General features: G+C 43.9%; 13 protein-coding genes. All 13 read right to left on the minus strand.

Annotated elements, in window-relative coordinates; all coding sequences use genetic code 11:
• Positions 1-77 precede the first annotated feature (77 nt).
• The 13 genes from QMA13_RS19675 to QMA13_RS19735 all read right to left on the minus strand — a co-directional run bounded on the left by QMA13_RS19675 (position 78) and on the right by QMA13_RS19735 (position 14522).
• Positions 78-1268 (minus strand): C40 family peptidase, encoded by a 1191-nt coding sequence (locus QMA13_RS19675; protein ID WP_282935455.1) that lies wholly within the window; start codon positions 1266-1268, stop codon positions 78-80.
• Between the two features lie 36 nt (positions 1269-1304).
• Positions 1305-1934: a class I SAM-dependent methyltransferase gene (locus tag QMA13_RS19680; RefSeq protein WP_282935456.1), complete on the minus strand. Its 630-nt coding sequence runs from the start codon at positions 1932-1934 to the stop codon at positions 1305-1307.
• Between the two features lie 28 nt (positions 1935-1962).
• Positions 1963-3006, minus strand: a complete 1044-nt coding sequence (locus QMA13_RS19685; protein ID WP_282935457.1) for an SAM-dependent methyltransferase — start codon at positions 3004-3006, stop codon at positions 1963-1965.
• Positions 3003-3767: an ABC transporter ATP-binding protein gene (locus QMA13_RS19690; RefSeq protein ID WP_282943447.1), complete on the minus strand. Its 765-nt coding sequence runs from the start codon at positions 3765-3767 to the stop codon at positions 3003-3005. Before QMA13_RS19690 ends, QMA13_RS19685 begins: the two co-directional genes overlap by 4 nt.
• 19 nt (positions 3768-3786) lie before the next feature.
• The gene (locus QMA13_RS19695; RefSeq protein ID WP_349254154.1) at positions 3787-4131 is read right to left on the minus strand and encodes a cyclic-phosphate processing receiver domain-containing protein; all 345 of its coding nucleotides are present in this window, start codon (positions 4129-4131) and stop codon (positions 3787-3789) included.
• An 84-nt stretch (positions 4132-4215) separates the two neighbouring features.
• A complete protein-coding gene (locus QMA13_RS19700; protein ID WP_282935458.1) occupies positions 4216-5055 on the minus strand; it encodes a deoxyribonuclease IV in 840 nt (279 codons plus the stop codon).
• Positions 5056-5065: 10 nt separating this feature from the next.
• Entirely contained in the window at positions 5066-5875 is an 810-nt protein-coding gene (locus QMA13_RS19705) for an Fpg/Nei family DNA glycosylase (RefSeq protein ID WP_282935459.1), read from the minus strand.
• Positions 5876-6006: 131 nt separating this feature from the next.
• Positions 6007-7458, minus strand: coding sequence for a ribonuclease H-like domain-containing protein (locus QMA13_RS19710; protein ID WP_282935460.1), 1452 nt, complete (start codon positions 7456-7458; stop codon positions 6007-6009).
• Positions 7459-7521: 63 nt separating this feature from the next.
• Positions 7522-9768, minus strand: coding sequence for a DEAD/DEAH box helicase (locus QMA13_RS19715; protein WP_282943451.1), 2247 nt, complete (start codon positions 9766-9768; stop codon positions 7522-7524).
• A 239-nt stretch (positions 9769-10007) separates the two neighbouring features.
• Entirely contained in the window at positions 10008-11327 is a 1320-nt protein-coding gene (locus QMA13_RS19720; RefSeq protein ID WP_282935461.1) for an ABC transporter substrate-binding protein, read from the minus strand.
• Positions 11328-12031: 704 nt separating this feature from the next.
• Complete coding sequence (locus QMA13_RS19725) at positions 12032-12244, minus strand: hypothetical protein (protein WP_282935462.1); 213 nt, start codon at positions 12242-12244, stop codon at positions 12032-12034.
• A gap of 218 nt (positions 12245-12462) precedes the next feature.
• The gene (locus QMA13_RS19730; RefSeq protein ID WP_282935463.1) at positions 12463-13431 is read right to left on the minus strand and encodes a metal-dependent hydrolase; all 969 of its coding nucleotides are present in this window, start codon (positions 13429-13431) and stop codon (positions 12463-12465) included.
• 98 nt (positions 13432-13529) lie between these two features.
• Complete coding sequence (locus QMA13_RS19735) at positions 13530-14522, minus strand: LpxL/LpxP family acyltransferase (RefSeq protein ID WP_349254155.1); 993 nt, start codon at positions 14520-14522, stop codon at positions 13530-13532.
• Between the last annotated feature and the right edge of the window lie 16 nt (positions 14523-14538).

Raw genomic sequence — 14538 nt, forward strand, 5'->3', positions numbered from 1 at the left:
AAAGCACACACTGGCAAGAACGAGTCTTGAAAAGTGGTGCTTCGCGGTATATTCCAATTGTAATATATATGATTGCATTAAATAGACATGGCCGTATAACGTCGAGCTCCTGCAAATTCCTTGGCGTATGCCGGTGTTTTCATAGAAATGATTTCGATACTTCGCTCTGTTTTTGGTGAATGAATCATCATGTCTCCGCCTATGTACATCGCCACATGGTGAATCTTCCCCTTGCCGCTGTCATAGGCGTAAAACAACAAGTCGCCCGGCTTTAAATCAGCCTTATCCACCTTTAAACCCCCACTTGCTTGATCTTTTGCATCTCTTGGGATCGCAATACCGTGAAATCGGTGTAATGCATATGTAAATCCAGAACAATCAAATCCGAAACCGGAGATTCCTGCCCATAAGTAGGGGAGCTCTAGGAAATTTTTAGCGGTTTGCACCAGTTCCTCTCCAGTAACATGACCCAGTAATCCAGCATCGGATTGTTTCTGCTCCCACACTATTGCATCTGATTTATCCAACCAGCGAATTTCATCATTTCTTCTGATCACGCCGATCCGAGACTCTTCGCTTTGCACAATCGGAAGCTCTGTATTAAAGCTGATTTCTTCCAGCTGCTGCGAGCTTATTGCATCCTCATAGAGCCAAGCAGTCGGACTTGAAACAATAGCTATCGGACAAGCATCATACAGAACGGTTTGTTCTGAGATTTGTTCCTTAGGAACCCATCCGGGATAGCCATTCTCATTCTTTGGGGTGCTCTGATTCGTGACTGCCACCTTTAACCAATCGCCCTGCCGATCTAGCAAGTTTACCTCAGTACCTAGGAGCGCTTGAGTTTCAAGCTTCCCCACCAACCACAGCTTGTCTGATAAGCTCATAGATTGTAACCAAGATCTCAGTTGAACCGGATTTTGCAAACCTAGTTGATCCATTGGACGTGCCTGGTTCGGCTTACTCCACAAAGTAGCAACAGGCACATCAACAACGAGTCGAGGCGTTTCCGTTGGTCTACCTTCACATCCTTGCATTAACGAGACTGCCAGCTCCGGTTCCTTCTCATTTGAGACGGTTTCTGCCGTAGATGTCCTGTGAACCGTTGACACTGCAGCAATTTGAGCAGGAGCATCGTAAAGCTCCTTACCCATGGATGAACCATTAGGTATTGTTCGCGGCGGATTCAAAGTATCATAAGGCAGAAAAAGAAAACCAAGGGCAGCGATGACCAGAAACAAGCCAACTGGAACAAGGAGCCTTTTCACAGAAACTACCTCCCCATTAGGCGTTCAGCTTGATATCTATTTTGGATTTTTAGCAGCCATTTCCCACAAGCTTTTAGGTTTATGGTATCGATTCATTACCGCCTCCTGCAAATAATCAAGCTTCCAACCAGCAAACAAACGAGTGATTTGTTCCTGGTCAAAAAAGCGTTTGAATTGTCCATTTTGTTCGTAATAATGGGGTTCAATTTCTACTCCATCACCAGCGCCGAAATGGACGTCATGAACGGAATTTACCCTGCACAGCAGATTACCTCCAGGCAGCAGTACTCTCTTAAGTTCCTTGATGATCGATTCTGTCGTCAACCATGAGAAATAATGGAGACTTAAGTCAGCAATAATGACCTGCGCACTATCTTCTGGGAAAGGAAGCGGCTCCGCCAAATTCACTTTTAATGTTTCTGCTAAAGGTATATGATGCCGGATTTTGAACAAAGCTTCATCTGACCAATCACAAGCAATGACTTGAAAGCCCTGCTCTGTCAAAAACAAGCTGTCGCCGCCAGCACCACAGCCTAGATCCAAAATGGGGATATTTCGAGAAGCTTCCAAAATCGCTTTATGTTTAATAAGCCATTCGTCATATTCAGGCTTGGAAAAGGCCTGTTCATTATAAATGCTATTCCAATACTGAGATTCGTCCTTCATAGGTTACCCCTCTCCGATAACCGGAAGACTACGATTTAATGAGAAAAACCGTCAGCTCTTCCCTATTATGAAATAATTGTTTCCCTTTTTGAAACACCAGATCCGGTGATAGATCCTCAACCAGCTCCTTTACGGCTTGAAACGGTTTCTTATGCATCAGTTTCACTGTGATAATAGCCGTTCCCCCTGTTTGCAAAGCATAAAGCAGTCCTTTGACCAACTTTGCCATCTGACGTGGACTCCAGCTCATATCACACACGAGCAAGTCAAAGGATTGCGGCTGAAATGTAACATCTGCTGCATTTTTCTGAAGAAAAGTCAGCTTAGGATTACGCAATAATCCTGCGTCCAGCTTCGCTGGATCGACTGCCGTCACCTTCATGCCCCGTTCAAGCAATAAAGAAGTCCATCCACCTGGTGCCGCGCCGATATCCAAGCCTGATCTATACTGCAGTAAATCGAGGCCAAAGGCTCTCTCCGCTTCCAACAGCTTGAATTTGGCCCGAGAAACTTGTCCTTCTTCCTTGCGGAATCGAATCGCTCCCCCAGACCAATCGCTCAAGTTTTGCTCCGGTTTGGATATTCCCATGTAAGCTTTATCCGGGGTCAGATAAATAGAGACAATGACATCCGATTCTTTCGCCACTGGAACAATGGACCACTGTTTTATAAACAGTTCATCTAATGCTCTCTTGATTTCCGTAGAAGAAATATCCGATCCTACTTGTTCGGTTTTACGTATTTGTATCGCGGTTTTCATTCCATTGTCCAGCTTAAGCTCACTACCAGCATTGCGCAGCAGCTCATCCATTGAACCGTCCCAATCGAATTCCACATCGACAGGCTGTATATGCCGTAAAAACATGGGCTCATTATGAAGGAGCTTGTTAATCACAGCATCTTTATCTTCTTGAATCTGGAACAAAAATACTTCCGCAGGAATGATATGTTGAAACTTTACTTTCGATTCAAACAAGCGTCTGATCTCTTCTTGCGCATGCTGGCCGTAACCATGATTTGCCGTGCCAATAAACATGCTTTCGTGTGCTATTTGTTCTAGTTCTGTCATCATAGCACCTTGATCCAAGGTCTGCCTTGGAACCATTCCAATGCAACAGGGACTTGAAATGCTTTAAGAAGATTAGCTTCGTTAAGTACTTCTTCCTTAGGGCCTGATGCAATGATTTTCCCTTGATCGATCAGGGCTACATGGGAGAACATGGGCATAATTTCCTCGATATGATGCGTTACATAAACAACCGTAATTTGCTGTTTTCCAAGACGGTTTATAGTTTCAAGAAGCCGTTCCCGTTCAAATAAATCCAAGCCGGAACAAGGCTCGTCCATAATAAGAATTTTGGGACTTGTCATAAGAGCACGAGCCAGCATTACCTTTTTACGTTCCCCTTGGGAAAGAGTTCCGAGAGGTTGATCCGCAAGATGTCTCAAGCTCACTTCTTCTAGCATTGCAACTGCCTTCTCACGTACCTCTGAAGGAATTTCTTCATAAAAACGCAAAAATCCATATTCTCCCGTAGCAATAACCTCCCAAACCGGGTCGCCTGGGTTCAGCTTTTCATATAGTGATTGGCTAATATAGCCGATTTGCTTGCGCACCTCACGAACATCGCATTGTCCATAAATATGATCCAATACGCGAACTTGTCCGCTGCTAGGGAATTGATAGCCATTAATCAGTTCTAGGATCGTGGTCTTACCCGACCCGTTTTTCCCAAGAACAACCCAATGCTCTCCCTTGTTGACCTGGATACCTACTCCGGATAAAATGGCCCGCTCCTCGCGGATAAAATGAATGTTTTCTAACGTAATAATCTGCACGACCAATCACAACCTATTCTTGTCTAGTTTTAGCGATGTGGAGAAGTTTATCATATGGGATGGGTCCATTAGCCAATTTCACGTTTTGTGGTTTGCTTTGATATAACAATTCATACATGTTTTTTCGGCCTACTAAGCTGGAGCTGTGAAGATAGATTTCTTTGGGGTACCGATTAGCTGATATCATATACCGGACCACATCCATTCCTGTCGGTTGGTCCCACCCCAAATCATAATCCAATGAAAGCACATCAATCTCGCATTCCTCAAGAAGCAGTCTGCATTCCTCCGAATTACGTGCCAATACAAAACCGTCGGGGCATGCCCTCATATCATCCAAAAAAACATTTATGATCATTCATCAACCTCCTGAGGAAAGCCCTAAATCCCTAATGAAATAACGGTTATGAAAAAAGGAGCTCGTAATCCGATATGTAGAGCGTTAAGTTTCAGCTAAATGCCGTACAAGTTGAATCTCCGGTGCATGAGTTTGTCCTCGAAGAACAGGTGTTTCCAAAACAACCGGCAAGTCAAACGCACCAATGGTCTTCAAAAAATCGCGAAACCGCTGCTCCCCGATATATCCTCTCCCGATCATTTCATGCCTGTCTCTAAATAATCCGCCTTCATACATGGAATCATTAAGGTGAACGGCAAGCAAATGATCAAAATAACCTAAACGGATCGAATGATCTTTCAGCTGACTCCACCCATCTGCCCCTGCAGGCCATAGGCCGCTAGCAAAAGCATGGCAAGTGTCGAAACAAAAACCAATATGTTCCTTATAGGAACAAAGCGTACGAATTTGTAAAAGCTCCTCCAACGTTGTTCCCATCGATGAGCCGTCTCCTGCCTGATTTTCAATCAGCAGCTTGGCTCTTCCTCCCCAATCAGAAAGCACATCATGTAAACATTGTATAATATTTTTGTAGCCTTGTAACGGGTCCGTCCCTTTATATTTGCCAAAATGGACAACAACGCCTATAGAACCACAGGCATCTGCAATGCTAAGATCGTTGCGCAGTGACTGGACCGTAGCTTGGTAAAGCCCTGGATCGTCAACAGCGAGGTTCGTCGGATAAGGAGTGTGGGCAATGGAATAAATCCCGTGTTCTTTGCAAAAATGCGCGCAGGCTTCCGCATCCTTAGCGTTCCATTGCTTTATAGACAAGCTTCGCGGGTTTTTCGGAAAATATTGATAAGCTGTCGCCTTAAGCTTCAAAGCCGTCTTGGCCGCTTCTAGGAAGCCGTTGCGAATGCTAATATGGCATCCAATATTCATTCAGTCCCCCCTAACGCTGACAATGCAGACAGCAAAATGATTTTTTGGAGGAAACATCTTGTCGTACCAAGGGTCTGTCGCAGCGTACACAGGGCTCCCCTTCACGATCGTATACTTTGCACTGCTTATCATATCCACCCGTCAGCCGATCTTCAACGAATAATGGCATATCCATATAGCCGCCGCCTTGTGTTGCTTCTGTAAGAACCCCCCGCATCGAATGGTATAATCGCAGCAGTTCATCATCCGTTAGCTGATTGCTGCGTCGGGAGGGCAGTAGTCCCGCATCAAAGCATATTTCATCCGAGTAGCAATTGCCAATGCCTGCCATGACACTCTGATCTACCAGCACAGATTTTAAAGTACCGCTCTGTTTATGCATAAGTAGTGTGAAACGGTCGGCTGTAAAATTGGATCTCATCGGTTCCGGTCCGAGCTTCTGCAGAAAGCGATCCGCCTCTTCTGGCGTGTAATAGTGCAAATAACCTAATCTTAAGCCTATAAAATAAAGATTCATTTTACTGAAGCTCAGTGTGACTTGAACCGTCCTGTCCGGTTTTTCTTCCTCTGTGCCATAAAAGAGAATTCCGCCAAGCATAAGATGAAGGACTAGCACATTAGAGTTGTTCAAGTGAAAAACAAGGTGCTTAGCCCTTCTTTCTACTTCTCTTATCGAATTCCCGATTAACTCATGTTGGAATAATGGTACCGGGACATTAATAGACTTCTCCCTTTCCACTTGCACGTCCGTAATAATTCGACCGACCAATCTTTGATTTAACAGCAGCTTGTAATTTTCCATTTCCGGCAGCTCCGGCATAGCCTCATCCCCTCTTGAAATTATTTGAAGCGTCAAAGCAGATACTTTCAAATATTTCCATTACGAAGGGAATTATGCTTTTACAGGAGCTACTTTATTGAAAATAGCTGCTGTTTTTATTAAATGATGCCTTATATTAAGCTATCCATAGTCCAATCCTGATGCTCGCCTGAGACTTTACGTCGTCTTTTGGAAGGCAATGATTTTATAGTTGCAGAGGACCGATCGGAATCACTCGAACCATCGGGCCGTTTGGCTTTCTTGCGAAGCCGCTCTATCCGTTTTTCCAAGTCGGCTGTTTCAGCATGCTGCTTGCGTTCTTCGGCAGACATCCCCCGACTTCTAGTAGAACCGTTCTTGGCAGGTCGCTGCGGTCTTCTTAAAGCTTGTCGCTGCCAAGCCTTATTCAATGCCTGTTCTGCTAACGCCAAAGCCCTCGCCAGATCCTTCTCCCTGTGCTCATAGTGCATAGCAAGCTCAATATATGGTTCTAGGGAAGCCAGATTTCGATGTCCCTTCCTTTCTATATAGGCTGACCATAAGCTGCATGCGGTTGAATAGCGGTGCTGCTGTTTATAAACCTGTGCAAGTGGCAGCAAGTAATCATCCTGCGCTTCTTCACGATCCGACTCCAACAGCCGTTCACACAACTGATCTAAGATTTGCTCTGCCCGGGTTTCAAAGCCAATTTTATGCAGCCATAGCCCTAATCGGTACTGCTCTTCGAGGCCCATTCCTGTCCAGTCGATCTTTCCTTGGATCACATGAGAAAAGTGCACTGATAAGCCAGCTAAGGATAAAATATCAAGCTCATTATGAATGAAAACACCTTTCACGATCGAGACATCATTTTCGGCTAAGTATTGAAAATACAACGTCGGAGCTAGCGACCCTGGAACATCCTCATGCCTTGTTACGCTAAGCCGCTCCTCCTCCACCTTTCCTAAACGGCAGGAAGGAAGCGTGTGCTTCCACAGACTTCGTGATGGATATAAGAAATCCAGATGCCCCGTAATTTCAGGGTCCGATGGCATCCTGTTCAATATGTACCTGTTTTTGATTATCGGCCAATCAAAAGTTTTACCGTTATATGACACCAGATAAGGATATTTCTCCAGCTTCTCTTGCAGATGATACAGCATCGCCAGCTCTTCCGCAGGATTTCTTATGAACATTTGCTCCACTACGAATAGATCGCCTTCATAGAAACCGATGCCGATCATGAAAGGAACATTCCCTGCCCCTATTCCCAGCCCTGTTGTTTCCGTATCTAGGTAAAGTAGGCGATCGTGAGGCAGGCTGCTTTCGGCTGGATCCACATCCCCTTTTAACAAAATGGACAACAGTGGATCGGATTGTCCTACTAATTCACCTAATGCATAACGTCCATGTAGAAAGGAACTCTCGTACACACGTCGGCGCAGCACGAAAGATCCCCATTCATTGTGCGCCATCTGAGCCTCTATAATATCCCACTCGTTTTTAACCTCGGTCTGCTGTACTTCTTCTGAAGCTGCAACGGCATTTGGTATGCTGCTATCCGACTTTTTGTGCCGCAGGAGACGTTCACGTAAGCTGCTCATCGCGGCACCTCCAGTCGTTCAATGAGCGTTTGATTTTAATGAATGGGGGTACAAGCATGCGAGTTAAAAATGATCCAATAGCTGTATACTGCGTCGTTTTAAGTCGCTCCCATCTATCTCCGTACCAATACATGACGGACATCCTTCCTTACACGGACATTTTTGAATCATATTTTTGGCAGCTGCTTTTACCTCCACAAACCGCTTATAGACTTCGTCAGCTAGCCCGATCCCTCCGGGATAATGGTCGTAAACGAAAATGGTTGGTAATTGTGTATGTGCCGCCTTTATTTGTGAAACTACGTGAATATCATTCCGGTCGCACATTACCAAGACAGGTACAATGTGCTTCAATACGTTGGCGATCCCCAATAATAATTGTTCCAATGTTTTTACCCCTATGTCGGGATCTACGCTTTTAAGTTCTAGCCAAGTCGCGCTTGTGTGCAGCTCTTCTTCGGGCAAAAAGATTGGACCCGATCCAATATTTTCACCAGAAGTCAATTTGATTTTTTTGAAAATGGTTGGAACGGCATTTACGGTTGTATCTCCAAAATGCAACGCTGTTTTTTCCCTAATGTTCGATTTATCAATTTCTAATACTTTCAGTTGTATGGCCAGGTTCGCGTCCGTGTAATACTCTACATCTACTTCTCTTACATAGGCTTTTTTGTGGTCCCAGTCCAGCTTTTCAACTTGGAATTGTACCCCTTCGTGCAAATAAATAGCTTCGTCATGTAACAGAGTCATAGCGCTAAATCGGTCCATTTCGCCTATGATTCTCACATTAGCGACGTCTGATTGATCCACTATTACCACATTTTCCTGCGAAGCTGAACGTAGGCTAATATTATTCGCGGGGAAAGATTGATCTGCCCAGTAAAAGGTATCCCCGGTATGGTGTAAAACCCGCTCTTCCGTCAAGTACTCCATTATGTCGGTTACGTCCAAAGGCCCGAATTCTTCGGTTTTTTTGAATGGCAGCTCATATGCCGCACATTTCAAATGATCCACTAAAATGATTAAATTCTCAGGATTTATTCGTGCCGCTTCGGGCGATCTTTCAAAAAAGTATTCAGGATTTTGGACAATGTACTGGTCGATAGGTGTAGAGCTAGCTACCATAATTATAAGTGCTTCCCCATGTCTACGCCCTGCACGCCCCGCCTGCTGCCAGGTGCTAGCGATGCTTCCAGGATACCCTGTCATGACACATACTTGCAGTTGTCCTATATCTACACCTAATTCCAATGCGTTGGTGCTGACTACCCCCAAAATTTCCCCGGCCCTTAATCCTTTTTCAATTTCACGCCTTTGGTTTGGTAAATAGCCTCCCCTATATCCTCGTATGGCTTTAGAGCCAATATCCTTTTTAACCAGTTCCTGCAAATGACTTAATATCAATTCTACCCGTACCCTGCTTCTTGCGAAAACGATAGTCTGTATTTTATTCTTCAAAAATTCTTTAGCAAGATTATTAACTTCAACGGTTGCACTTTTTCTAATATTAAGTGGCTGATTGACAATAGGCGGGTTATAGAAAACGAAGTGCTTCCTTCCCCGCGGTGATCCGTTATCGTCAATAAGGCGCATAGGGCTTCCCGTTAGCTGTTCCGCTAATTCCTTCGGATTGGCGATTGTAGCTGAAGTACATATAAAGGCGGGATTGCTTCCGTAAAATTTGCATATCCTTTTCAGCCGTCGAATGACGTTAGCTACATGACTACCGAAAACCCCTCTATAGGTATGCAGTTCGTCAATAACAATGTATTTTAGATTCTCGAACAAGCTAACCCACTTTGTATGATGTGGAAGAATAGCAGAATGCAGCATATCTGGGTTTGTAATGACTATATGCCCAGCTTTTCGGACCAGTTGACGAATGGCCGGCGATGTATCCCCATCATAGGTATAACTTTTAATGTCTATACCCATTTCTTTTATAATCTCGTTTAATTCGCTTTTTTGATCTTGTGCCAGGGCTTTAGTAGGGAACAAGTACAGCGCCCGGCTTGTTTCATCTTTTGCGATTTCCTGCAAAACGGGTAGGTTATAACATAAAGTTTTTCCAGAAGCTGTTGGCGTAACGGCTACAATATTTTCGCCTTTCTGTACGGATTGGTACGCTGAATGCTGGTGCGAATACAGTTCAGCGATTCCCCGTTTTTCTAAAGCAGCACGTATACGCGGGTCCAAATTCTGTGGCATAGGGGCAGTTCTAGCATCCTGCGGTTCGGTTTCATGCCAGTTTACTATATTTTCATTTGATCGTAATTCCTGGATCAGTTCTGTAAGTGATTTCTTCTTTATCATGAGGTATCCCCTTTAATTCACAGTCACAATATCGCTATACGGTAATCCATATGATTATCCAGCTTAACCCTTCGTTCCTCTAATACTTAACTTCATTATATCGAATACATGTTCGCAACTCAATGCAAGAAATGGATTGAGCCCTGACTTTTGCCAATCGCTTTTTCCCTGCTCTTCGAAATGTTCATTAAAACTAAAAACACTGACCGCTAGGGTCAGTGCTTTTGATTATGTTCTCATTGCTGCTTCATTAAATCAGCGATTTTCTTGTCGGCCGCTTCTTGCGTTTCTCTAAGCACCGTGTTGATATCCTTTTTATCTAGAGCCATATCTTTACGCATGTTACGAATCAATGTTTGTACTTCTTTGTCATATTTATTTGGTGTCGGCGTAGGAGAAGACGGATATTTGAAAATGGCAGCTGTATTTTTAGTTTTTAGCGATGGGTTCTCCGAACCGAACGCTTTTACAATTTCGGGATCATTCAAAACCGTAATCCGGGAATGCTTACTAATAAGCATTTGATTCTCTGTAGAGGTGAGCAGCTCAATGACTTGCATCGCTTGTTCCTTATACTTGCTTCCTTTCGTAATGACCAGCATATCCGCCAGCGCATGACGTCCCTTTCCGACTTTATCCTCGAAGGTAGGATTCGTCACCATATCCCAATTCGGAGCAATGCCATCCGCTTCAGCTTGAAGAAGGTCACTCATTATTTTGGAAGCCCAATCCGGCTGCATGGCCAATCTTTTCTCTTTTATAAACGTACCGTCTGCATAAGCATATGAAGTCCCATTGACAACACCAGGTTGATCGTAATTGGCACGGAACACTTCCAGAATCTTATGGTAAAGAGGTATATCGACAAGCGCTTTATTGGTTACTGGGTCTACAAATGGCTGAGAATACTGGCTGATCATATGATCTGGAAAACGCGGGTCAAAGCCTATATATTGAACACCTTCATCCATTCTCGTTAACTTGCGGGATAGATCCAGGACTTCGCTCCAGAGCATGCCATCCTTCGGATATGGAACACCGAACTTATCAAAAATATCTTTATTATAAAATAACACTCCTGTGTTCCGGCTAAAAGGAATCCCTTGCAGTTCTTTTCCCTTAGGATCCAGATTTCGTATCGCTTGTATCGTTTCAGGGACAAATTTGCCAAGGTCCAGCTTGGATTTTTTGACTAAATCCGTTAGATCAGCAGGCAGATCCAAGGAAACTAGCGGCATATGCCAATCGTTGTCAGAGAAAATAAGGTCCGGTGTTTGCCCAGCGACAATAAGCTTTTCTAGATCCCCTTCCACTTTTTCAAGCGTAATGTGAGGATACTTCTTTTTGATAGGCTCTACAAAGAACGTATTGTACTCAAGAGGCGAAAGTCTAGTTACATTGACATAAAACTTTAATGTTACTGGCTCCGTAGATACCTTAAATTCTGTTTCCTCAAGTTTTGGTTCTGCAGTGGGCTTGCTGCTGGAAGTACAACCCGTTAACGCCATGATGGTCACAATACTTAGCAAAGAAATCTTTTTAAATGGTTTGAACAAGTTTTTCTCCCCCTTAATAGCATTGATTACGCTTACAATCTTATCAAGTCCTTACAATTGGAACGGATACCCCGCACTAAACTCTCGGATCTTTCGCATCATTCGCTCTCTCAGTCCAATACCGAAGTCTGAACCTTAGGAATCGCTAACCACCACCCTTACTGTCTTAACTTCGCCGCCAACGCAGCGATACCTTATACTGATTGTCAGCTAAAGTGTGTATGTATCATGTTTTCGCTTACATTTATATCCGGCAAAAGATAAAAAAACCTTATCAAAGTAAACATGACTCACCAAAAAATGATGGGTATGTTTACGGGATAAGGTTTTCTCCGAGACTCAGGCCTTCACCGTACATATTCATATTATTTGTTATAAATATAGTTCCTCAACATATAATTGTCAAGGCTTTTATCTCCATATCTCTATTGCTGCGTCCCACCTTACACCATTTCCCCCACGGAACTCAAAGCAAGAAACGTATGTTTCATATGTTCAGCTCAAATCAAGTTAAATAAATAACCCTGTACGGAAATGACCGTCAGGGTTCATATTTTCGACAGATCGTCGTCAATGGGTTAAACGTTTTGCTATTTAAAGCAAGAACTTCCGGAACGCAGTCGAAGTGTGTAATAATTCAATTGGATAAATGTTTAAACTTTCAGAATATTATGTCGTTTCCTGCGCTTTCCCGGGAAAAGTTTTTAGAGAAGGTCCGATGAATCGTCGTAGTCAAACCTTAATCCATCGTGGGCAACGGTCCCTTTGCTGGAAGAGCTCATTGCGGCTGCCGCATTATTCTGCAGCTTGCTTAACACTTCACGGTAGTGATTGACCTTCGAGTCTTTTGGTTCCGAGCTAATCGCTCGTTGTAACGCTTGTTCGATAATAGCAATATCGTGACTTGTAAAATCCATAGCGCACACCCTCTCGACTATCATTTTTCACTTCTTCTATTGTATCCATATAAGAGGATATTCATTCAAGCCTTTCATGGTATTGGAAACTAATTTTCCTCTTAGCCCATTTCAGATGTGTGTTAGCCATTCTATCAATTGGTTTGGAAGATAGATCCTATTCATTACCTGAGAAATAAGTAATCCAGATGGAAAAAAAGGCCTTCACAAGGCCCTTCTTAGACGTATGGAGGATCCCATGCCCTTTTTCTCCATCCTAAGGAATTGTTCACCACATTTAGATTACGATCCAACTGAACATCGACTCCGAATGGAAGCTGATGATTGTACCAAAAACGCACATCCCGCCATTTCACCACATAACCGTCGTCTTGCTCTTTACAGCTGACATGGATTCTTTGTGCAAAATACAAAAATGCTTTTACTCCATCCGCTGCGAGCGACGCCTGGACTATAGAGTCTGAGGGACTCTTATGATATACATCCTTAATGGTAAGCTCCCTCCGCTCCAGCATTCCGGTATAAAAAAGCTCATCGGTCTCCATTACAAACTGCCAGCGATTCCACTGCCAAGTGGGAAGCACCTGACAGGTTCCTTTTTCTCCAAGTCTTTTTCTAACCCGATGAACCGCTTCACGATGCTTATAGGATCTTAGTGCGATATAGATGAAGGTGGCTGCATATATCCATAAAAACATCCAGCCTATCTGATGCGTTGTTCCGATTAAGCCCCAGATGGCCATCCCTATACCGTGAATTGCGAATAAGAAGGGTTCGAACAAAGACAAAACATCCATATGTTTCCATTTATTCGACAAAGGCCGAAAGCACTGAACTCCATAAACGTTAAACCAATCTAGAAACACATGAAAGACGACTGCTCCCATGGCCCATAAAAATACTAAATGGACTTGATACCAGACTTGAAAGTAGCTTGATATTAGAATGGATAAGATTAGAGGCCATAAGAAAAGAGCGGGTATAGAATGAGTAATTCCACGGTGTACGCGGATATAGGCAGAATAGCTTTTTAGCCGTACGACCGTGTCAAAATCAGGAGCATGCGACCCAATCAAAGTGGCTGCCATAATAGCATGAGCAAGAACTGGCTGTTGAGCAACGACAGGGTCTAATAATGCTAACCCTCCCAATGTTGCCCCAAACAAAAGGTGACTTGCTGTATCCATGGGCACCTCCTACAAGTTTTGCTTATGCAAAACTTTCTTCGAAAGAGTAACTGGGTTTTGCCAGAAGCAAAGCTTTCTTCGTAAGCGTTGTTTCCCACTTAGGCGGAAAACTCCTTTTGTGTTTCGATCTTCTTTGTACGCTTAACCTTGGAATGATGGTCCTCTTTTGAAGCCTTGTTACTTTCATCTTCCCAGCGTTCTTCGGCATTAAACCAATAGAACCAATGCTCCGGATACTCGCGAATAACGCTTTCCATATATCGGTTCAGTACTTTCGTCGCTTCAGCTCTTTGTGTTCTCTGGAAGCTTGCATACAAATGGAGTGGCTGCTCAAAGGACAGCATATGGGTAAATCCTTTTTTCCTGTACCCGTGAAACGGGATAATAGGCACCTGATAATCAATCCCAAGCGAGGCGGCGCCTTCGGGCGTTCTCGTGGTCTTTCCAAAAAAACGGGACAACGGAAATGTAGGGCGGTAAAAATCACCTAAAATGAACACGACACCATTAGCGGCCAAATGATTGCGAAGCTTACGAACCAGCTCCAGGGGAGGCGTTGCATCATAATCCAAGCCGTAACACCCGAGGTCCCGGAATCGATAGTACATAGGCTGAAGCTCCTCGCTGCCACTGGTGACGATGGTTAGACAGGAGTACCTCTGGCATAGGTACCAGTAGTAATAAAAGAAATTCCCTACATGAGGCGCATAGACAATAGCTCCGTGGCCCAAAAGAAGAGCTTCTTCCAAATGCTCCTCCCCCTCCACTTGAAAGCGCCAAGCTGCGGTTTCTTTTAATCGATAGGTCTCAATCCAAAGCTCATACAATGTAATAACGAGATTGTGAAAATAAGATAATCGGTAGCCCCTAAGCTTCTTCTCCGACCGTTCTGATAACAACTCCGTCAAATTCTTTTGTATACGAGCCCCAAGCCCTCTCCTTGAGGCTAAAAACCAAACGGTACCAAGACATTTGCATAACAGCAACATCATAGACTTCGGAAACCAGGAACAAATCCGCGCAACCTTTTCCCACCTATGTTGTTGTTTCGTAATGACTCCAATCCAATCGTACAATGTACGCCCCTCCAAATCCTTTCCCTGCGTG

This window comes from Paenibacillus sp. RC67 (genome assembly GCF_030020805.1).
Lineage (GTDB): Bacteria > Bacillota > Bacilli > Paenibacillales > NBRC-103111 > Paenibacillus_S.

What these genes read in the sequence shown, in the direction of transcription:
- QMA13_RS19680 (WP_282935456.1), bottom strand. Translation starts at nt 1,934, where the DNA reads ATGAAGGACGAATCTCAGTATTGGAATAGCATTTATAATGAACAGGCC.
- QMA13_RS19705 (WP_282935459.1), bottom strand. Translation starts at nt 5,875, where the DNA reads ATGCCGGAGCTGCCGGAAATGGAAAATTACAAGCTGCTGTTAAATCAA.
- QMA13_RS19685 (WP_282935457.1), bottom strand. Translation starts at nt 3,006, where the DNA reads ATGATGACAGAACTAGAACAAATAGCACACGAAAGCATGTTTATTGGC.
- QMA13_RS19710 (WP_282935460.1), bottom strand. Translation starts at nt 7,458, where the DNA reads ATGAGCAGCTTACGTGAACGTCTCCTGCGGCACAAAAAGTCGGATAGC.
- QMA13_RS19695 (WP_349254154.1), bottom strand. Translation starts at nt 4,131, where the DNA reads ATGATCATAAATGTTTTTTTGGATGATATGAGGGCATGCCCCGACGGT.
- QMA13_RS19700 (WP_282935458.1), bottom strand. Translation starts at nt 5,055, where the DNA reads ATGAATATTGGATGCCATATTAGCATTCGCAACGGCTTCCTAGAAGCG.
- QMA13_RS19725 (WP_282935462.1), bottom strand. Translation starts at nt 12,244, where the DNA reads ATGGATTTTACAAGTCACGATATTGCTATTATCGAACAAGCGTTACAA.
- QMA13_RS19730 (WP_282935463.1), bottom strand. Translation starts at nt 13,431, where the DNA reads ATGGATACAGCAAGTCACCTTTTGTTTGGGGCAACATTGGGAGGGTTA.